The following is an 18,941-nucleotide window of genomic DNA, read 5'->3' on the forward strand; positions in this document are numbered from 1 at the left end:
GGAGGACCAGAGCCAGCAAACGGTCTCCAACGACCGGGATCCCGACGGCCTTCCGCCCGCCCCCATTAAAGCACAGTTCAGACACACAGGATTCCTGTGACAAGCACAGGGATGACGGAGGCATGCAGTTCGCCATGTGCGCGGTGGCCTCTTAAATCAAATCGCCTGCCCACCCAGCATCTTCGGCTCGCTCTGCCCGCCCAGCCCTGATGCCTGCCGGATGAAGAACGACTTCACCGATGGCATCCGGTCGACGATGCCGAGGCCGAAATCGCGCAGTGCCCGGACCGGCGTCACATCGTTGGAAAACAGCCGGTTCAGCACATCGGTGGTCACGCCCATGCGGAACGTGTCGAACCGCCGCCAGCTCTGGTAGCGCTCGAGCACGGCGAGCGAGCCGATATCGAGACCGAGTCGGTCGGCATCGACGACGGTTTCGGCGAGCGCCGCCACATCCTTGAAGCCGAGATTGAGGCCCTGGCCGGAAATCGGGTGGATGCCGTGGGCGGCATCGCCGGCCAGCGCGAAACGCGGCGCGATGAAATCGCGCGCCAGCGTCAGCCCCAGCGGAAAGGCGCGGCGTCCGCCGACAACCTTCAGCGTGCCGAGCTTGTGGCCGAAGCGGCGCTCCAATTCTTCCTCGAACACCAGATCGTCGCTGGCGATCAACCGGTCGGCGTCCCGCGTCCGCTCCGTCCAGACCAGTGAGGAGCGATTGTTCTTCAGTGGCAGCGTTGCGAACGGGCCGGCAGGCAGAAAATGCTCTTCCGCCGTGCCGTCATGCGGCCGCTCGTGCTCGACTGTGGTGACAATGCCCGATTGGCCGTAGTCGAAATCGACGGTCTTGATGCCGGCGGCATCGCGCAGTTTGGAGCGCACACCGTCGCAGGCGACCAGCAGCCGCGCCTCGATTGCCTCGCCATTGGCCAACGCCACGGAAACCGAATGATCGCCGCTCTTGAAATCGGCCGCCGCGGTCGATTGCCGGATCTCGACGCCGAGCGCCTGTGCTGCCTTGCGCAGCGCGCCGACCAACGCGACATTGGGCACCATATGGGCAAACGGCCGCCCCTCAACCTTTTCATCCTCGAAGGTCAGGAACACCGGGCGCACCGGATCGGCAGTTTTCGAATCGGTGATGACCATGCGCTTGATCGGTTCGGCCTCCGGCTCGATCTCGCTCCAGATGCCAAGCACGTCGAGCATCTGCGAGGCAGCGGCGATGATCGCAGAGGCGCGCTCGTCCTTTTTCCAGGCATCGTCCGGAGCGCCGTCGATCAGGCTTACGGCAAGGTGTGGCGCGGCTTTCTTGATGGATACGGCCAGCGACAGCCCGACATAACCGCCGCCCGCAATCAGCACATCGATCATCTCTCATTCTCCCGTCGCTCTTGAGCATTGCTTGTGGCCTATATAGATCATTGATGCGCTCGTTCCTACCGCTTGAGCGTTCGACCTCTGGAGATTGCCGAAATGTCGCGCCCCGCTGAAAACCCCGCCCCGATGGATGTTCTGTTGCAGACGCTGGATCTGGAGAAGCTGGAGGAGAACCTGTTTCGCGGCCGCTCGCCGCAGGTCGGCTGGCAGCGTGTCTTCGGCGGACAGGTGATCGGCCAAGCGCTGGTGGCAGCCCAGCGCACCGTCAGCGAAGGCCGCTACGTGCATTCGCTGCACGCCTATTTCATGCGGCCGGGCGATCCCGCCGTGCCGATCATCTACGATGTCGATCGTATCCGTGACGGCGCGAGCTTTGCCACCCGCCGCGTCGTCGCCATCCAGCACGGCAAGGCGATCTTTTCGCTGTCGGCCTCCTTCCAGTTCGACGAAGAGGGCTTCGACCACCAGATCACCATGCCGGATGTCGCAGCCCCCGAAACGCTGATGGGCGAACAAGACATCAAGGACACGTTTCTCGTCAATGCACCGGAAGCGATCCGCCGCTACTGGGAGCGCCCCCGGCCGATCGAAATCCGCCCGGTTTCGCTGAAACATTATTTCTCGCGTGACAAGCTTGAGCCGTCGCAGGATGTCTGGGTCAAGGCCGTCGGCGCTGTTCCGGACGAGCGCCACATCCAGGCGGCGGTGCTGGCCTATATTTCCGACATGACCCTGCTCGACACAGCACTTTATGCCCATGGTACCTCGGTGTTTGACCGCGACCTGCAGGTGGCGAGCCTCGATCATGCCATGTGGTTCCACCGTCCATGCCGCATGGATGACTGGCTGCTCTACACGCAGGACAGCCCCAGCGCCTTCGGTGCACGCGGCATGACGCGTGGCAGCCTTTTTGATCGCTCCGGCACCCTCATCGCCTCGGTTGCCCAGGAAGGCCTGATCCGGAAAAAGGCATCTGAATAAAAAAGCGCCGCTTTTTCGATTCTGCTTAATTTTTCATCGTTTAAATTGATAAATTTTTGACATTCCGCCGACAGCGCTCGGCGGAATGTGGCATTTCCGTGTTTTTTCATGGGCTTACCCCATCCACTCTCAAACTGGCACGCCCCTTGAATAGCAAGGAGCGGTCGTTGGGGATTTGTGCTCCGCGGCAAGGAGAGACGGCCCCGAGCCGGGGATGAACAAGGATGGAAAACCAGATGAAAATTGTGATGGCCATTATCAAGCCGTTCAAGCTCGATGAGGTTCGCGAAGCCCTCACTGCCGTTGGCATCCAAGGCCTGACCGTGACCGAAGTAAAGGGTTACGGACGTCAGAAGGGACATACGGAAATCTACCGCGGCACGGAATATGCCGTGAGCTTCCTGCCGAAACTGAAGATCGAAATCGCCGTTGCCACCGAAATCGTAGACAAAACCGTCGAAGCGATCGCCGCATCAGCCAAGACCGGCCAGATCGGCGACGGCAAGATCTTCGTCTACTCGATTGACCATGCCGTGCGCATTCGTACCGGCGAAACCGACACAGAAGCGCTGTAAGTCACGGCCGTTCAGGGAGCTACATGTCAATGTCTTCATTTAAACTTTCCACCTCTCTTGGACGCGTGGGCGCTGCAGCTGCAGCCCTCCTCGCACCGGCCATCGCCTTTGCGCAGGAAGCAGCGCCCGCCGCTACTGAAGCGGCCGTTGCCGCAGCGCCGGCGATGACCGTCGACAAGGGCGACACCACCTGGATGATGCTGTCCAGCATTCTGGTTCTGCTGATGACCGTACCGGGCCTCGCCCTGTTCTACGGCGGCCTCGTGCGCACCAAGAACATGCTGTCCGTCCTGATGCAGGTGCTGATGATCGCTGCGGTCGCGATGATCATCTGGGTCACCTACGGCTACTCGCTCGCTTTCACCGATGGCGGCTCACTGAACAGTTTCGTCGGCGGCTTCTCGAAGGTCTTCCTGTCCGGCGTTGATGTATCGACCATGGCCGAGAGCTTCTCGAAGGGCGTTGCCATTCCGGAGCTCGTTTTCGTCATCTTCCAGATGACCTTTGCGGCCATCACCCCCGGCCTGATCATCGGCGCCTTCGCAGAACGCATCAAGTTCTCCGCCGTGATCCTGTTCACCATCCTGTGGCTCACCTTCATCTACTTCCCGATTGCCCACATGGTCTGGTTCTGGGGCGGCCCGAGCGCCTATGCCGGCCCGACCGGCCTGATCTTCGGCTTTGGCGCGATCGATTTCGCCGGCGGCACCGTCGTGCACATCAATGCCGGTATTGCCGGTTTGGTGGGCGCGATCATGGTCGGCAAGCGTACCGGCTTCGGCAAGGACATGATGGCTCCGCATTCGATGACCATGACAATGATCGGCGCCTCGCTTCTGTGGGTTGGCTGGTTCGGCTTCAATGCCGGTTCCAACCTCGAAGCCAACGCCTATGCCGTTCTTGCCATGATCAACACCTTCGTTGCCACGGCGGCCGCCATCATCTCCTGGTCTCTGGTTGAAACCTTCACGCGCGGCAAGGCTTCCATGCTGGGTGCTGCTTCCGGCGCCGTCGCAGGCCTCGTCGTCATCACGCCTGCCGCCGGCTTCGTCGGCCCGATGGGCGCGATCGTCATGGGTCTCATCGTCTCCCCGGCCTGCTACTTCTTCGTCTCCACGGTGAAGAACAAGTTCGGCTACGACGATACGGCTGACGTCTTCGGCGTTCACTGCATCGGTGGCATCATCGGCGCGCTTCTGACCGGCGTTTTCGTCAACCCGGCTCTCGGTGGCGCTGGCATCGTTGATTACTCGACGGCCGATTTTGCGGCTGGCTATGCCGGCACTGCAACGCAGGTCTGGGCACAGTTCAAGGGCGTCATCGTCACCATCCTGTGGTCGGGCATCGGTTCGGCAATCCTCTACAAGATCGTCGATGTCATCGTCGGTCTGCGTGTGCCCGTCGAAGCCGAACGCGAAGGTCTCGACCTCTCTTCACACGGCGAAGCCGCCTACCACTCGTAAGGCATTCGCGGAGCCGGAAAACCGGCTCCGCATCCAGTCCCGTCGCGGTTTCGCCTCGTGCGGAACCGCATTTGACCCGGACCTCGTCCGGGTCTTTTTTTGCTCTCTCGCACACTCGAAGTTGCCCAAAAGCGGGTTTAGGTGGGGAAAACTGCCCTTGCGGCAGCGTTTCCCGTAAACGAAGCATCAAGGTTAATAGGGCTTTAACTCTCCTCTGTTTACCTTCGACGCATGCGCGCATGGCGTTTTTCGGGAATAACAGGCAGCAGGTCATCATGAGCAGAAGCAATCAGGCGGTATACGACAACCGTTCCAACCGGTTTGTGCTTTCCACATTCGTCTGGAAGCAGATCGCGGCCCTGGCGGGATTTGCGGTATTCGTCGCTCTCGGGTTCGCGATAGCTGCATTGTCGAGCTGGAACGTCGCCGATCCCAGCTTCTCCTATGCGACCGCCGATGCCCCGACCAACCTGCTCGGCTACACAGGCGCCGCCTTCGCCGATATCTTCATGCAGTTCTTCGGCATTGCCAGTGTCGTGGCGCTCCTTCCCGTCGTTGCCTGGGGTCTCGTGCTGATCATCGGCAAACCCTTCGATCATATCGTCAAGCGCGCCGGTGCCTGGTTCTTCGGGTCCGTGCTCGCCTCGGCTGCGCTGAGCTGCATCCCTGCTCCCGTCACCTGGCCGCTGCCCAACGGCCTTGGCGGCGTCTTCGGCGACATGATCCTGCGCTTTCCAGCCCTGTTCACCGGCACCTATCCGAGCGGCACGTTCGGCACCGTGCTCGCCGTCTTGTTCACGCTTCCCGCCGCCTATTTCCTGATCTACAGCGCCGGCCTCATCGGTGTATCCGACCCTGAGGACGAGAACGACGTGCCTGTACCGGCACCCAGCAAGGCCCGCACCGTCAGCGACGAATCCGAAGACGACGAATCCGAGGGTATCATCATGGTGATGGCTGGTGCACTCACCCATATGCGCTTCACCGCCCAGGCCCGTATCCGCCGTCTGTTTGGCCTCAGCGGCCGCCGCAAGCAGGCAGTGCGAGATTATGACGAACCCTATGATTTCAACGGGGATGAATTCGGCACGCTGAACGAACCGTCACGCCCGAAAGCCGTTGCCCGCTCCGAGCGGGTCGAGCCGTCGCTGGACCGCAGCGAGCGCCGCACCGTCGCCGCGCCATCGATGTCGATGGACGACGAGGACGACGATTTCCCCGCCATCGACAACCGCCGTGCATCCGCTGACATTCTGCCCGGTGATGACGAGGACGACATCGACCCCGCTGCCGACTGGGCGCCGGTCCCGGCACCGCGCAAGCAGGCATTGCCATCGGCCACGGCACGCGTTGTCCCCCCAGCACCCCGTCCGAAGACCGGCCAGCGCATCGAACGCGAAGCGCAGACGTCGCTGGTGTCCGACGATGACGATTTTACCCTGCCGCCGCTGCATTTCCTCGCCGAGCCGAAAAACGTCGCCCGTGACGCGACATTGTCTGCCGATGCGCTGGAGCAGAATGCCCGCATGCTGGAAGGCGTGCTGGAGGATTTCGGCGTCAAGGGTGAGATCATCCATGTCCGCCCCGGCCCGGTGGTCACCATGTACGAACTGGAGCCAGCCCCCGGCATCAAATCGTCGCGCGTCATCGGCCTGGCCGACGATATTGCCCGCTCGATGTCGGCGATCGCCGCCCGCGTCGCCGTCGTGCCCGGCCGCAACGCCATCGGCATCGAACTGCCCAACCAGCGCCGTGAAACCGTCTATCTGCGTGAACTGATCGGATCGAGGGATTTCGAGACCAGCAAGACCCGTCTTGCCATGGCGCTCGGCAAGACGATCGGCGGCGAACCGGTCATCGTCGATATCGCCAAGATGCCGCATCTATTGGTCGCGGGCACCACCGGTTCGGGTAAATCGGTCGCCATCAATACCATGATCCTGTCGATCCTCTACCGGCTGAAGCCGGAGCAGTGCCGGTTGATCATGATCGACCCGAAGATGCTCGAACTCTCCGTCTATGACGGCATTCCGCATCTGCTCTCGCCTGTCGTCACCGATCCGAAGAAGGCTGTCGTGGCGCTGAAATGGACCGTGCGCGAGATGGAAGAGCGCTACAAGAAGATGTCGAAGATCGGCGTGCGCAACATCGACGGCTTCAATTCGCGCGTCGAGCAGGCGATGGCCAAGGGCGAGCAGATCAGCCGCACCGTCCAGACCGGCTTTGACCGCCAGACCGGCGAGGCCGTCTACGAGACGGAAGAGTTCGACCTGCAGCCGATGCCCTATATCGTCGTCATCATCGACGAAATGGCCGACCTGATGATGGTGGCCGGCAAGGATATCGAAGGTGCCGTCCAGCGCCTCGCCCAGATGGCCCGCGCCGCCGGCATCCACGTCATCATGGCAACGCAGCGTCCGTCCGTCGATGTCATCACCGGTACGATCAAGGCCAACTTCCCGACCCGTATCTCCTTCCAGGTCACCTCGAAGATCGACAGCCGCACCATCCTAGGTGAACAGGGCGCCGAACAGCTGCTCGGCATGGGCGACATGCTCTACATGGCCGGCGGTGGCCGTATCCAGCGTGTGCACGGCCCGTTTGTCTCGGATACCGAGGTTGAGGACGTCGTTAGATATTTGAAGACCCAGGGCTCGCCGCAATATCTCGATGCCATCACCGAAGATGATGACGAGGATGACGAAGGCGGCAGCGGCCCGGCCGGGACTTCCAATCTTGCCGAATCCGACGACCCTTACGACCAGGCTGTTGCCATCGTGCTGCGCGACGGCAAGGCATCGACATCCTATGTCCAGCGCCGTCTCGGCATCGGCTACAATCGTGCCGCCTCGCTGATCGAGCGCATGGAGCAGGAGGGCATCATTGGTGCCGCCAACCACGCCGGCAAGCGCGAAATCCTGGTGCCGACCGAAAGCGACATCACCGGCAGGTAACCCCTTGAGAAAGCCGTTCGCGGCGTGCTCGAAAATCCCGGGCGAATACGGCCCGGGCGCCCTTCACGGGGAATTGAAGACGGGCGCAAGACAGGCCTTGAAGGCGCCGCACTTGCGCTCCACATGAGACTGGAAATGAAGGAGATAACGATGACAGACACCGAAACCGGCCATTTTGAACAGGACATGAAATTTCCGTCCCTGTCGCGCCGTGCCTTCGTCGGCGGTCTTGCTGTTTTCGCTGCTCTGACCTTCATCGGCCTGCCCATCGAACCCGCCCAGGCGCAGACGGCCATTGCCCAGAAAATCGCCGACCATTTCGCCTCCGTCAAAACCATGAGCGGCGAGTTCGTGCAGTTCGGCCCACGCGGCGAACAGACCGGCGGCAAGTTCTTCATCAGCCGCCCCGGCAAGATCCGCTTCAACTACGAGGCGCCCTCACCGATGCGGGTGATCGCCGACGGAAAGTCCGTCGTCATCGGCAATCAGAAAATGAAGACCTGGGATATCTATCCTTTGTCGAAGACGCCGCTGAAGCTGCTCTTGTCCGACAATATCGACCTGACCGGCAAGATGGTCCGCGATGTCAAGGAAGAGGCCGACCTCACCACCATCGTGCTGGGCGACCGCACCGTGTTCGGCGATGCGACGATCACCCTGATGTTCGACCCGAAGACCTACGACCTGCGCCAGTGGACGATCACCGACGCCCAGAAGAAAGACACCTCGGTGATGATCTTCAACGTCAAGAACGGCGTGCCGATGGACGACAAGGTTTTCAATATCCCCTACGACGACATCAACAATCGTGGCAAGTAAGACCGCCAGCGGCAGATTGAACGCCGTTGCGTGTCACTGAGCCAACGCGCCGCCATCGATGCGGCGCGTCATCAGGATCTCGTCGATCTCCCTGCCCTCGTGAATTGTCCCTCCGGGAATACGGCCGGCCTGCGTAAACCCCTCGCGCTGGTAAAACCGGAAGGCCGCCGGGTTTTCGGCGCTGACGGCAAGCTCCAGCTGCCGGATACCGGCTTGCAGGGCATGAGCGACCAGCATATCGATAATTGCCTTCGCATGCCCGCCGCCGCGCCGGTCCTTGCGTACATAGACCATGATGACGGTGCCGCGATGCGCCATCTTGCTGGCAGTCTGCGGCATCAGGCCCATCATGGCGATCGGCTCACCCTCATGAAAATCGACGAACACAGCGTTGACGGTCAGTCGCCGTGTCCATTCCGCATCCGGCAAGGCCTCCCAGTCCGCAGCGCTGCTGGCAAAGTTCGCCGGCTCACTGTGCAGGGCTTCGAGCCGAATCTTGCGAAACACTTGCATATCGTCTGGGCCAAGCTGGCGGATCATGGGGCACCCTTATCGTGAAGCGTAAACGCGGCGATTGAAAACCTCAGCGGCAATAGATATCACCGTCAACGGCTGTCAACATGGACCCTCCAATCCAAGTGTGGCGCCTGCCTAAAGCCCAGATGACAAACGCGCAGGCAGCGTCCGTTTCCGCACAGCATTCTCACGAAGGACCCCTTGCATGGCATTGTCGATCGCCACCTGGAACATCAACTCGGTGCGCCTGCGCATGCCGCTGGTCGAGCATCTCTTGAAGACCTGGGCGCCGGATATTCTCTGCCTGCAGGAAACCAAGGTTGCCAACGACCTCTTCCCGTTTTCGCCGCTGAAGGCGCTGGGTTACGAACACATCGCCATCCATGGCCAGAAGGGTTATCACGGCGTCGCCACCATCTCCCGCCTGCCGCTGCATGAGTTGAGTGACCGGCGCGACTATTGTGGCGTCGGCGATGCCCGCCATCTCTCGGTCGTCTTTGAAAAATCCGGCAAGAAAATCCGCCTGCATAATTTCTATGTGCCCGCCGGCGGCGACGAGCCGGACCGGACGATCAACCAGAAATTCGGCCATAAGCTCGATTTTATCGACGAGATGAAAATGCTCCATGCCGAAAGCGAGGCCGGCATCTCGTCGGTTCTGGTCGGCGACCTCAACATCGCGCCGCTGGAACACGACGTCTGGTCGCACAAGCAGCTGCTGAAAATCGTCAGCCATACGCCGATTGAGACGGAAGGCCTGACGGCCGTTCTGAACGGCGGTGCCTGGGTGGACCTGATGCGCCAGCACACGCCATCGCCGGAAAAGCTCTACACCTGGTGGAGCTACCGCGCCAAGGATTGGGAAGGTGCCAACAAGGGCCGCCGCCTCGACCATGTCTGGTCGTCCGCCGACCTCTCGCCGCACCTTACCCGCGTCGATATCCTCAAGGAAGCCCGTGGCTGGGACCGCCCCTCAGACCACGTCCCCGTCATCGCCCATTTCGATCTTTAGGGGCGATAACCGATCCTACCGCCAGCCGAGCGCCGGTGCGACATGCTTCAGGACCGACTCGATGACGTGGGCGTTGTAATCGACGCCCAGCTGGTTCGGGACGGTCAGCAGCAGGGTATCCGCCTCGGCGATCGCCTCGTCTTCGGCCAGCTGCCGGATGAGGACGTCGGGCTCTGCGGCATAGGAGCGGCCGAAGATCGCCCGTGTCTGGTCGTCGATATAGCCGACCGTATCGCTTTCCTTGCTGCCCCCGCCGAAATAGGCGCGGTCGCGATCATCCACGAGCGCGAAGATGCTACGGCTGACCGACACACGCGGCGTGCGCGTATGGCCGGCTTCCTTCCAGGCATCCCGGTAGAGCCGGATCTGCGCCGCCTGCTGGACGTGGAAGGGTTCGCCGGTTTCGTCGTTCTTCAGCGTCGAGCTCTGCAGGTTCATGCCGAGCTTTGCCGCCCAAATGGCCGTTGCATTGGAGCTCGCACCCCACCATATGCGCTCGCGCAAGCCTTCCGAATGCGGCTCAAGCCGCAACAGGCCCGGCGGATTGGGAAACATCGGACGCGGGTTCGGCTGGGCAAAGCCCTGGCCCTTTAGAGTTTCGAGCAAGACTTCGGTGTGCTTGCGCGCCATGTCCGCATCGCTTATGCCGTCCTGCGGCTCATAACCGAAATAGCGCCAGCCATCGATCACCTGTTCAGGCGAGCCACGGCTGATGCCCAGCTGCAGACGCCCATTCGATATCAGGTCGGCACTCCCGGCATCCTCGGCCATGTAGAGCGGGTTCTCATAGCGCATGTCGATAACGGCGGTACCGATCTCGATCTTCTTGGTTCTGGCGCCAATAGCGGCGAGAAGCGGAAAGGGTGCAGCAAGCTGCCTGGCAAAATGATGCACACGGAAATAGGCGCCGTCGGCACCGAGTTCCTCGGCGGCAACCGCCAGATCGATCGACTGCAAAAGCGCGTCTCCCGCCGACCGGGTCCCGGACTGCGTCGAAGGGCTCCAATGTCCGAACGAAAGAAAACCAATTTTTTTCATGATCTTGTCCCTGATGATGGCAATGTGTTGCAGCATAGATGGGGAAGAAGCACACCACAGGAAAGAGCGGGAGCTAGCAGCAAAGGCTGCGCCATCGAAACACATTGTCTCCAGGAGGAAACGTCTACCCGAATTTCGGCGCCAGCTTCTGCATCGCGCTGATCATCGTCTGCAGATTATTCTTGATCCGGGCTTCGACCACGACCGCCACTTCCGGATATTCCTCCAGCATGCGGCGGAACAGCGGCCGGTTGATGCGGATGACTTCGCTGTCTTCTTCGGCGGTGGCGGTAAACTTGCGCTCGACGAAGGAGATCATCGCCAGTTCGGACAGAAGCGTGCCGCGTCCAACGGTATCGACCACTTCGACACTGCCGTCGACGAGGTTGCGCGTCAGCGTGACGGAGCCGCTGGCAATGGCAAAGGCGCAATCAGCCGGCGCGCCCTCGCGAAACAGCTGCTGGCCTCTGTTCAATCGCCGCCGCTCTGCACCGAACGCGATCAGCCGCAACTTGTCGTCATCGATATCCGCAAACAGCGGCACGAGGGACAGAAGGGCGATATCGTTGTTCAGCGACAAAGGGATACCTCTGAGCGGGCATGACACCGGATGGGATCACGCCCAGTGTCGTTATGGAACTATCTTGTAGCCGCCATTCTCTGTCACCAAAATCTCCGCATTGGAAGGGTCACGTTCGATTTTCTGGCGCAGCCGGTAGACATGGGTCTCGAGCGTGTGGGTGGTGACGCCGGAATTATAGCCCCAGACCTCTTCCAGCAAAACATCGCGGGTAACCACCTTCTGGTCGGCGCGGTAGAGATATCGGATGATCGCCGCTTCCTTTTCGGTGAGCCGGATCTTCTGGCCGTTCTCCAGCGTCAGGAGCTTCTGGCCCGGCTTGAACGTGTAGGGACCGACGTTGAAGGTCGCGTCCTCGCTCTGCTCGTGCTGGCGCAACTGCGCCCGGATGCGGGCGAGCAATACGGCGAAACGGAAAGGCTTGGTCACATAGTCGTTGGCGCCGGCCTCAAGACCTAGGATCGTATCCGAATCGGTATCATGCCCGGTCAGCATGATGATCGGCGGCTTGAAGCCGCCCTTGCGCAGGAGCTTGACCGCCTCGCGGCCATCCATGTCCGGCAGGCCGACATCCATCACCAGAAGGGCTATCTGGTTATTGCGTGCAGTGTTGATGCCCTTGGCGGCCGTCGATTCCTGAAGAATGGTGAACTCCTCATAGAGGGCAAGTTGCTCCACCAGAGTTTCACGCAGGTCGTTGTCGTCATCGACGAGAAGAATGGTGCGGGCCGACATGGTAATCTCTCCTTGCTTGCGGTCTCAAACTAACGCAATCGCTGCCTTAAACAAGCTGTTCAGCACTCACCCGGTTGTTACATATTGTGCAGTGCTATTGTTATGTTTCAGATCACGCACAACGCAAAAAACTGTGAGCAAAATGCGATTGAAACCCCGCAAGGCTGCCATTCCAGCCCGCACCATCACCGTAAGGCCAAAGCCGGGCAACCGCACCCGCGCTCTGGTGAGCTTTGCAGGCCGCACCGAGGAGGCCGCCATCGGCCGTAGCGGCATCACTGCGCGCAAGCGCGAAGGCGATGGCGCCACCCCGATCGCCGCCATGCGCCTGATCGGCGGCTATGTCCGCCATGACCGCGTAACCCGGTCACCAACCACCCTGCCGCTGCGCTTCACGCCAAAAGACCTGCTCTGGTGCGACGAACCCCGCCACGCCCTCTATAACCGCCCTGTCAGCGCCCCCTTCAAACCCAGCCACGAAAAGATGTGCCGTGATGACGGCCTCTACGACATCTGCCTGGTGATGGACTGGAACCTGCGCAGCCGGAAACGCTATGGTGGCTCGGCCATCTTCTTCCACCTTGCCAAGCCAGGCTATCCGCCGACGGAAGGCTGCGTCGCGGTAAGCCTGCCCGCAATGAAACGGCTGCTGCGGTTCATGAGGCGGGGAACGATTGTGAAGGTCATATAGCTCCAGCTCCGCACTCAGCCGAGAAAACGGGGCGTCACGAACCGTTCAAGATAGCCGGTTGCGCTGCCCTTACCGGTGCTGTTCCATCCTTCGATGTCGAAATCAATCACAGCAAGACCGGCCGTCGGAAATTTTTCGGTCATGCGGCTGATGGCGTCCACATCACCATCCTTGGTGAGCACCGACGCCAAGTCTTCCATGCCCGGATTGTGCCCGACCATCAGCAAGGTGCGGGTACCGGGTTCGACAGACTGGATCGCCGTTAGAATTGTGCCAGCTGGAACCTCGTAAATGCCCGGCGTCTCGCGCTCCACGATCCCGTCGGGCAAGACTTCACGGATAAGCTTCCATGTTTCCTGCGCCCGGCGGGCGGGTGAAACGAGAGTAAGATCGGGGAAGAGCTTTTCACGTTTCATATAGCCGCCGATGACAAGGGCCGACTTGCGGCCTCGATCCGAAAGAGGACGCTCGTGATCCGGCACACCTTCAGGCCAGGCGGATTTGGCGTGGCGCAACAGGATAAGTCGGCGTTTAGACACAGCTGGTGCCCCTGTTTTCTTCGGCGTGATAAATGACAATATCATGCGCCGACGAAAGAAGCAGCCTTCCGCCTTAGTCCTCTCGCTGCGGGTGGGGCACTGGCAGGACGCTTGACAGTGCGGCAAATTTTGAACTTTGCGGAATCCTCCCGCGCGGGGGGAGAAGAACAGACCTCCGCCTCAAAGCGCGCTCTGCCACGCCTTCACCGCATCCAGCGGATAGACCAGCATCAGCACGTTCAAGGTCAGGTTGTCGCGGATCAGCCAACCGGTGAAAATTTCGAAGATGATGGCAATGGCAACTGTCACGGCGACCGGGGCGCGGCGTGCGAAGAAGAAGCCGAGCGCCATGAACACCGTGTCCATCGCCGAGTTCAGAATACTGTCGCCGTAATAGTCGAGCGAGATGGTCGCGGTGCGGTAGCGGTCGATGATAACAGGGGAGTTTTCGAGGAGCTCCCAGCCGGATTCGATCACCAGCGCCAACAGCAGCTTTGCCGCCAGCGGCTTGCCGCGCAGCGTCAGATGGGCGAGCCCATAGAACAGGAAGCCGTGGATGATGTGCGACGGGGTATACCAGTCGGCCAGATGCTGCGAATTGCCCGGGCCGTTGGCATTGGGCTCGAACAGCTTGATAGTGCCGCATTCGCAGATCGGCGTTCGGCCCATCCAGTATTCGATGATGATCTGCAGGATGAGGACGCCAGCGCAGGCGGCAAGCCAGAATGTGGCGGCACGCGGCGAGCGGTTTTCGGCCGGTACCAGTGCCGTCACTTCGGCGTATCCTGATCCAGCGAATGCTTCATGATGATCGGCATCTGCGACAGGGTGAACAGCACCGTGATCGGCATCGTGCCCCAGACCTTGAAGGCGACCCAGAAATCGGTCGAGAAATTGCGCCAGACCACTTCGTTGAGGACGGCGAGGAACAGGAAGAAGATGCCCCAGCGGATGGTCAGCTTGCGCCAGCCATCCTCGTCGAGCTTGAAGGCGGCATGGAAGACATAGCCGAGCAGCGATTTCCCGAACAGCAGGCCGCCGAGCAGAATGACGCCGAACAGCGTATTGATTATGGTCGGCTTGATCTTGATGAACGTGTCGTTCTGTAGCCAGAGAGTGAACGCGCCCATGATGAAGACGACAATGCCGGAAATCAGCGGCATCATCGGCAGGGTGCGGGTCAAAATCCAGGACGCGGTGAGCGCAATCGCGGTCGCGGCCATGAACAGGCCGGTGGCGATGAAGATCGGCCCGCCCAGTTCCGTCAGCGCCGGGAATTCCCGCGCCAGCCACTCGCCGCGCGAATTGGCAAAGAAGAAGACCACCAGAGGACCAAGCTCCAGCACCATTTTCAGGAGCGGGCTGATTTCCTTGCGCGGCTTGACCGCCTCGATCGATGACATGATGTCGTCCTTAAGTGCCTGCTCGATGGAGCAATCGTATTGCAAGTTTCGTGTGCGTGGATGTTTTCACGCGAGGTATTTTTGTTTTCGGTCGGCGAACTCTTAATTTTCCACCGTCATTCCTGTGCTTGTCACAGGAATCCAGCGACGCGGCGTCCGCCGCGTCAAGGAGTCTTTAGCGGCGCAGACGCGCCGCTGCTGTATCCCCGCCACAAGGGCTGACATGACGGAGAAAATGGAACGCCGCATCGAAGCTGTTCATCCGCCCCTATAACATCAGCAAAAAGGCAAAATGATATCCGGGTCAATGGGGAATTCCGGCGATGGCTTCGGCAAAGTCCTTCGCTTCGAACGGTTCCAGATCGTCCACGCCTTCGCCGACGCCGATGAAATAGACCGGCAGCTTGTGCTTGGCGGAGATGGCGACGAGGATACCGCCGCGGGCGGTGCCGTCGAGCTTGGTCATGATCAGGCCGTTGACGCCGGCGACATTGCGGAAGATCTCCACTTGGTTCAGCGCATTCTGGCCGGTGGTGGCGTCGAGCGTCTGCAGCACGGTGTGTGGCGCGTCGGGATCGAGCTTGCCGAGCACGCGGACGATCTTTTCCAGCTCCGCCATCAGTTCGGTGCGGTTCTGCAGGCGGCCGGCGGTGTCGATGATCAGCACGTCGCTCTTTTTCAGCCGTGCCTGTTCGAAGGCCTCGTAAGCCAAGCCCGCGGCATCGGCGCCGAGTTTCGAGGAAACGATATCGGACTTTGTACGCTCGGCCCAGATTTTCAGCTGCTCGATGGCAGCCGCCCGGAACGTGTCGCCGGCGGCGAGCATGACCTTGAGGCCGGCGCCCGAAAGCTTGGCGGCCAGCTTGCCGATGGTGGTGGTCTTGCCGGTGCCGTTGACACCGACGACGAGGATGACGTGCGGCTTGTGACTGAGGTCAAGCTGCAACGGCTTGGCAACCGGCGCCAGCACCTTGGTGATTTCGGCGGCCATGATACGGCTGACGTCTTGGCCGGTCACATCCTTGCCGTAGCGCTCGGAGGCCAGCGTATCGGTAATGCGCAGCGCCGTTTCGACGCCAAGATCGGCCTGGATCAACAGGTCTTCCAGATCCTGCAGCGTCTCGTCGTCCAGCTTGCGCTTGGTGAAGAGAGCGGTGATCTGGCCAGTCAGCTGCGAGGATGTGCGCGAAAGCCCCTGGCGCAGGCGCTGGAACCAGGTGAGTTTCTGTTTCGGCGCTTCCGGCGCAGGCTCGATAGCGCGGCCGGTGGCGAAGCCCTTGGGGAGGGCGATTTCGGCGGTGGGTTCTATGGTCGCGGGGAGTTCGGCACCCCCCTCTGCCCTGTCGGGCATCTCCCCCTCAAGGGGGGAGATCATGCTGGCCTCAGCCTCTGTCGTTTCGTCAACTGAAAGAGATTGCGCTGAAGGAGCATCAGCCTCGATCTGATCTTCCCCCTTGAGGGGAAGATGTCCCGAAGGCACAGAGGGGGGTGTGACGTTTTCCTCAGTCGCAGACGCTTCGGCTTCCGCCTCCAGCAAAGACAGCGGGATCAGGCCGATATCGCCGATCTCTTCGACAGCAGGAAGAATGGCCGGTGTCTCGTCCTCTTTTTCTCCAGAGATCTCATCCACGAATTCCGGCGCATCGTGCGTATCAGCAGACGGCCCCCCGGCGGTATCCATTTCTTCCGGCAGGACGGGATCTTTAGCGACCGGCAGATCTTCGGTGCGGGAATGTGGCTCGAGCTCGGCTTCGATCGCCCGGGTTTCCTCGGGGCTGAACGTCGATTCCGCCTGGTCCATGACCGCATCGGCCGCTGGGGTGGCAGTTGGCTCGCCTTCGCCCGGCTTGTCCTTGCCGAAGGTGAAGACCTTTTTCAGAAAGCTGAGCGCCATTTGAATTCCGTAAATTCAGGCCGCGTCTGCGGCCATCAATTGCATGTCGAGATACTTGCCGTTGTGGCCGGTAATCTTAGCCTGCACGATAGCGCGCGGCATCAGACCGGGGACGGCGACAAGCGTGAAATTTTCCGTATGTGCCAAGCCGTTGTTCTCGACGAGCAGGCTTTGCTGCGTTCCGATCATGCTGTCAAGATGGGCCTGATGCAGCTGAAGTCCAGTGGCGCGCAGCCGGGCGGCCCTTTCCTTGACCAGCGCACGATCGACCTGCGGCATGCGGGCGGCGGGCGTTCCCTCGCGCGGCGAATAGGGGAAGACGTGCAGATGGGCGATGTTGGCCTCTTCGGCCAGCCCCATCGCATTTGCAAACATCTCTTCGGTCTCGGTTGGGAAACCGGCGATCATGTCGGCGCCAAAGCTCGTTTCCGGCCGCAGGCGGCGCACGTCCTTGATGAACGCCAGGGCATCGGCGCGGGAATGGCGGCGTTTCATCCGCTTCAGGATCAAGTCGTCGCCATGCTGCAGCGACAGGTGCAGATGCGGCATGAAGCGCGGCTCGTCGGCGATCAAGTCCATCAGATGGCTGTCGGCCTCGATGCTGTCGATGGAGGAGAGGCGCAGGCGCAGGATTTCCGGGACCTGCTTCAGTAGAGTTTTTGCCAGCAGGCCAAGCGTCGGGTTTCCCGGCAGATCGCCGCCGTAACTGGTCGCATCGACGCCGGTCAGCACGATCTCGCGGTAGCCACTCTCGGCCAGCTTTCGCGCCTGATCGACAACGGCGCCCATCGGCACCGAGCGGGAATTGCCGCGGCCATAGGGGATGATGCAGAAGGTACAGCGGTGGTCGCAGCCGTTCTGTACCTGGATGAAGGCGCGCACATGGCCCTCAATCAACCTGACCATCTGCGGTGCTGTCTCGCGCACACTCATGATGTCGTTGACGCGCAGCTTTTCTTCCGCCGAGACGCCGAAATCGGGCAGCGACCGGTAGGAGGCGCTTTTCAGCTTTTCCTCGTTGCCGAGCACGGCATCGACCTCGGGCATTGCCGCAAGGGTCTGCTTCTCGGTCTGGGCGGCACAGCCGGTGACGATGATGCGGGCATGCGGGTTTTCGCGCCGGGCACGGCGGATCGCCTGGCGGGCCTGGCGCACGGCCTCGCCGGTGACGGCGCAGGTATTGACGAGAATGGCGTTGTTCAGCCCCGCCTTCTCGGCCTGCGCCCGCATCACTTCGGATTCATAGGTGTTGAGACGACAGCCGAAGGTTATGACATCGACGCCGCTCAAAGTGCGGCACTTTCCGCCTGTGGTTCGTCCTCGCGGGACCAGAGGCCGGTTGCCGGATCGACGGCTCCGGACCATTCCCATTCGGCCGGGCCGGTCATGACGACATGGTCGTCGCGCTCGCGCCATTCGATGGTGAGAATGCCGGGCGGCGTGGCGCTGGCGACCTTGATGGCGACATTGCGGCCGGTCCGGCCGGTGCGGGCAGCCGAGACGGCGGCGGAACAGGCAGCCGATCCGCAGGCCAGCGTCAGCCCGGCGCCGCGTTCCCAGGTTCGGGTGGTCACAGAGGAAGGCGAAGTGACCTGGGCAAGGGTGATATTGGCGCGCTCGGGAAACATCGGATGGTTTTCGAGCAGCGGGCCGAAGCGTTCGAGATCGAAAGACATGACGTCACGATCGACCCAGAAGATCGCGTGCGGATTGCCCATCGACATGACGGAGGGCGAATGCAGGATCGGGTCGTCGATCGGACCGATCTGCAACTCGATGCGGCTGGTGTCGTGGAATTCCTCCGATAGCGGGATCTTGTCCCACGCGAAAACCGGCGTACCCATGTCGACGGAGATGGTGCCATCCGCATGTTCCTGCGCATTCAGGATGCCGGCGACGGTCTGGAAGGTGAAAGCCTTCTTGCCGGTTTCGTTGGCAAGTGCCTGGACGACGCAGCGCGTGCCGTTGCCGCAGGCCTGTGCCTTCGAGCCGTCGGAATTGAGGATATCGATCCAGGCGTCGGTGCCCTCGGCCTTCGGATCGTGGATGGCCATGATCTGGTCGAACTGGGTCTCCTGATGCGCGTTGAGCGCAATCGCGGCCTGCGGCGTCACCTTGTCCCTGCGGCCGCGCATATCGACGACCAGGATCTTGTTGCCAAGCCCGTTCATTCTCGCAAAATCGACCGTGGTGTTCATGACGTCCAGTTCCATCGTTTGTTGGGCTGTATATGGCCGAAATGGGTTGAAATTACCAGTGGGGCCTATCACCCTCCCCTTGAGGGGGAAGCTCCGTGGTGGGGTGATCTGCGGCATATGCAATCGACTGTCGTATTCGCGGTAGTCACCCCCACCCGCGACTGCG

18 protein-coding genes are annotated in these 18,941 nt (G+C 61.1%); 7 read left to right on the forward strand and 11 right to left on the reverse strand.

Annotated features, from left to right (window positions below; all coding sequences use genetic code 11):
- Positions 1-156: 156 nt before the first annotated feature.
- Complete coding sequence (locus ACP7E0_RS27830; RefSeq protein WP_426129736.1) at positions 157-1,371, reverse strand: ubiquinone biosynthesis hydroxylase; 1,215 nt, start codon at positions 1,369-1,371, stop codon at positions 157-159.
- 102 nt (positions 1,372-1,473) lie between these two features.
- On the opposite strand from ACP7E0_RS27830, the gene tesB reads away from it, so the two are divergent.
- The 5 genes from tesB to ACP7E0_RS27855 all read left to right on the forward strand — a co-directional run bounded on the left by tesB (position 1,474) and on the right by ACP7E0_RS27855 (position 8,169).
- The gene (gene tesB / locus ACP7E0_RS27835; protein ID WP_113317403.1) at positions 1,474-2,358 is read left to right on the forward strand and encodes an acyl-CoA thioesterase II; all 885 of its coding nucleotides are present in this window, start codon (positions 1,474-1,476) and stop codon (positions 2,356-2,358) included.
- Positions 2,359-2,582: 224 nt separating this feature from the next.
- Entirely contained in the window at positions 2,583-2,933 is a 351-nt protein-coding gene (locus tag ACP7E0_RS27840) for a P-II family nitrogen regulator (RefSeq protein WP_162745478.1), read from the forward strand.
- A 29-nt stretch (positions 2,934-2,962) separates the two neighbouring features.
- The gene (locus tag ACP7E0_RS27845; protein ID WP_426129738.1) at positions 2,963-4,396 is read left to right on the forward strand and encodes an ammonium transporter; all 1,434 of its coding nucleotides are present in this window, start codon (positions 2,963-2,965) and stop codon (positions 4,394-4,396) included.
- A gap of 275 nt (positions 4,397-4,671) precedes the next feature.
- Positions 4,672-7,350: a DNA translocase FtsK gene (locus tag ACP7E0_RS27850; RefSeq protein WP_426129740.1), complete on the forward strand. Its 2,679-nt coding sequence runs from the start codon at positions 4,672-4,674 to the stop codon at positions 7,348-7,350.
- A 150-nt stretch (positions 7,351-7,500) separates the two neighbouring features.
- Positions 7,501-8,169, forward strand: a complete 669-nt coding sequence (locus ACP7E0_RS27855; protein ID WP_426129742.1) for an outer membrane lipoprotein carrier protein LolA — start codon at positions 7,501-7,503, stop codon at positions 8,167-8,169.
- Positions 8,170-8,202: 33 nt separating this feature from the next.
- Here the strand turns inward: ACP7E0_RS27855 and ACP7E0_RS27860 are convergent, their stop codons facing one another.
- On the reverse strand, positions 8,203-8,682 hold the full coding sequence (locus ACP7E0_RS27860) for a GNAT family N-acetyltransferase (protein WP_426129902.1): 480 nt from the start codon (positions 8,680-8,682) through the stop codon (positions 8,203-8,205).
- A gap of 208 nt (positions 8,683-8,890) precedes the next feature.
- Here ACP7E0_RS27860 and ACP7E0_RS27865 point away from each other — a divergent pair, with 208 nt between their 5' ends.
- A complete protein-coding gene (locus tag ACP7E0_RS27865) occupies positions 8,891-9,697 on the forward strand; it encodes an exodeoxyribonuclease III (protein WP_426129744.1) in 807 nt (268 codons plus the stop codon).
- 15 nt (positions 9,698-9,712) lie between these two features.
- On the opposite strand, the gene ACP7E0_RS27870 is transcribed toward ACP7E0_RS27865, so the two are convergent.
- The 3 genes from ACP7E0_RS27870 to ACP7E0_RS27880 all read right to left on the reverse strand — a co-directional run bounded on the left by ACP7E0_RS27870 (position 9,713) and on the right by ACP7E0_RS27880 (position 12,050).
- Positions 9,713-10,735, reverse strand: coding sequence for an LLM class flavin-dependent oxidoreductase (locus tag ACP7E0_RS27870; protein WP_426129746.1), 1,023 nt, complete (start codon positions 10,733-10,735; stop codon positions 9,713-9,715).
- 124 nt (positions 10,736-10,859) lie between these two features.
- Positions 10,860-11,315, reverse strand: a complete 456-nt coding sequence (locus ACP7E0_RS27875; RefSeq protein WP_426129747.1) for a cyclic nucleotide-binding domain-containing protein — start codon at positions 11,313-11,315, stop codon at positions 10,860-10,862.
- Between the two features lie 51 nt (positions 11,316-11,366).
- Positions 11,367-12,050: a response regulator transcription factor gene (locus ACP7E0_RS27880; RefSeq protein WP_426129749.1), complete on the reverse strand. Its 684-nt coding sequence runs from the start codon at positions 12,048-12,050 to the stop codon at positions 11,367-11,369.
- Between the two features lie 142 nt (positions 12,051-12,192).
- Here ACP7E0_RS27880 and ACP7E0_RS27885 point away from each other — a divergent pair, with 142 nt between their 5' ends.
- Positions 12,193-12,741 (forward strand): L,D-transpeptidase family protein, encoded by a 549-nt coding sequence (locus ACP7E0_RS27885; RefSeq protein ID WP_426129751.1) that lies wholly within the window; start codon positions 12,193-12,195, stop codon positions 12,739-12,741.
- A gap of 14 nt (positions 12,742-12,755) precedes the next feature.
- On the opposite strand, the gene ACP7E0_RS27890 is transcribed toward ACP7E0_RS27885, so the two are convergent.
- The 6 genes from ACP7E0_RS27890 to dapF form a co-directional block, all read right to left on the reverse strand.
- Entirely contained in the window at positions 12,756-13,325 is a 570-nt protein-coding gene (locus ACP7E0_RS27890) for a SixA phosphatase family protein (RefSeq protein ID WP_426129752.1), read from the reverse strand.
- Between the two features lie 135 nt (positions 13,326-13,460).
- Entirely contained in the window at positions 13,461-14,045 is a 585-nt protein-coding gene (locus ACP7E0_RS27895; RefSeq protein ID WP_426129904.1) for a DUF2585 domain-containing protein, read from the reverse strand.
- A gap of 5 nt (positions 14,046-14,050) precedes the next feature.
- The gene (locus ACP7E0_RS27900; protein ID WP_426129753.1) at positions 14,051-14,683 is read right to left on the reverse strand and encodes a septation protein A; all 633 of its coding nucleotides are present in this window, start codon (positions 14,681-14,683) and stop codon (positions 14,051-14,053) included.
- Positions 14,684-14,987: 304 nt separating this feature from the next.
- Positions 14,988-16,577: a signal recognition particle-docking protein FtsY gene (gene ftsY / locus ACP7E0_RS27905; protein ID WP_426129755.1), complete on the reverse strand. Its 1,590-nt coding sequence runs from the start codon at positions 16,575-16,577 to the stop codon at positions 14,988-14,990.
- Between the two features lie 15 nt (positions 16,578-16,592).
- A complete protein-coding gene (gene mtaB / locus ACP7E0_RS27910) occupies positions 16,593-17,867 on the reverse strand; it encodes a tRNA (N(6)-L-threonylcarbamoyladenosine(37)-C(2))-methylthiotransferase MtaB (RefSeq protein WP_426129757.1) in 1,275 nt (424 codons plus the stop codon).
- On the reverse strand, positions 17,864-18,775 hold the full coding sequence (gene dapF / locus ACP7E0_RS27915) for a diaminopimelate epimerase (RefSeq protein WP_426129759.1): 912 nt from the start codon (positions 18,773-18,775) through the stop codon (positions 17,864-17,866). Before dapF ends, mtaB begins: the two co-directional genes overlap by 4 nt.
- Between the last annotated feature and the right edge of the window lie 166 nt (positions 18,776-18,941).

It is taken from the genome of Pararhizobium sp. PWRC1-1 (assembly GCF_049897905.1).
Lineage (GTDB): Bacteria > Pseudomonadota > Alphaproteobacteria > Rhizobiales > Rhizobiaceae > Pararhizobium.

Bases quoted from the DNA above. Each gene is read 5' to 3' on its own strand.
- ACP7E0_RS27830 (WP_426129736.1), bottom strand. From the start codon at position 1,371: ATGATCGATGTGCTGATTGCGGGCGGCGGTTATGTCGGGCTGTCGCTG.
- tesB (WP_113317403.1), top strand. From the start codon at position 1,474: ATGTCGCGCCCCGCTGAAAACCCCGCCCCGATGGATGTTCTGTTGCAG.
- ACP7E0_RS27840 (WP_162745478.1), top strand. From the start codon at position 2,583: ATGGAAAACCAGATGAAAATTGTGATGGCCATTATCAAGCCGTTCAAG.
- ACP7E0_RS27845 (WP_426129738.1), top strand. From the start codon at position 2,963: ATGTCTTCATTTAAACTTTCCACCTCTCTTGGACGCGTGGGCGCTGCA.
- ACP7E0_RS27850 (WP_426129740.1), top strand. From the start codon at position 4,672: ATGAGCAGAAGCAATCAGGCGGTATACGACAACCGTTCCAACCGGTTT.
- ACP7E0_RS27855 (WP_426129742.1), top strand. From the start codon at position 7,501: ATGACAGACACCGAAACCGGCCATTTTGAACAGGACATGAAATTTCCG.
- ACP7E0_RS27860 (WP_426129902.1), bottom strand. From the start codon at position 8,682: ATGCAAGTGTTTCGCAAGATTCGGCTCGAAGCCCTGCACAGTGAGCCG.
- ACP7E0_RS27865 (WP_426129744.1), top strand. From the start codon at position 8,891: ATGGCATTGTCGATCGCCACCTGGAACATCAACTCGGTGCGCCTGCGC.
- ACP7E0_RS27870 (WP_426129746.1), bottom strand. From the start codon at position 10,735: ATGAAAAAAATTGGTTTTCTTTCGTTCGGACATTGGAGCCCTTCGACG.
- ACP7E0_RS27880 (WP_426129749.1), bottom strand. From the start codon at position 12,050: ATGTCGGCCCGCACCATTCTTCTCGTCGATGACGACAACGACCTGCGT.
- ACP7E0_RS27885 (WP_426129751.1), top strand. From the start codon at position 12,193: ATGCGATTGAAACCCCGCAAGGCTGCCATTCCAGCCCGCACCATCACC.
- ACP7E0_RS27890 (WP_426129752.1), bottom strand. From the start codon at position 13,325: ATGATATTGTCATTTATCACGCCGAAGAAAACAGGGGCACCAGCTGTG.
- ACP7E0_RS27900 (WP_426129753.1), bottom strand. From the start codon at position 14,683: ATGTCATCGATCGAGGCGGTCAAGCCGCGCAAGGAAATCAGCCCGCTC.
- ftsY (WP_426129755.1), bottom strand. From the start codon at position 16,577: ATGGCGCTCAGCTTTCTGAAAAAGGTCTTCACCTTCGGCAAGGACAAG.
- dapF (WP_426129759.1), bottom strand. From the start codon at position 18,775: ATGAACACCACGGTCGATTTTGCGAGAATGAACGGGCTTGGCAACAAG.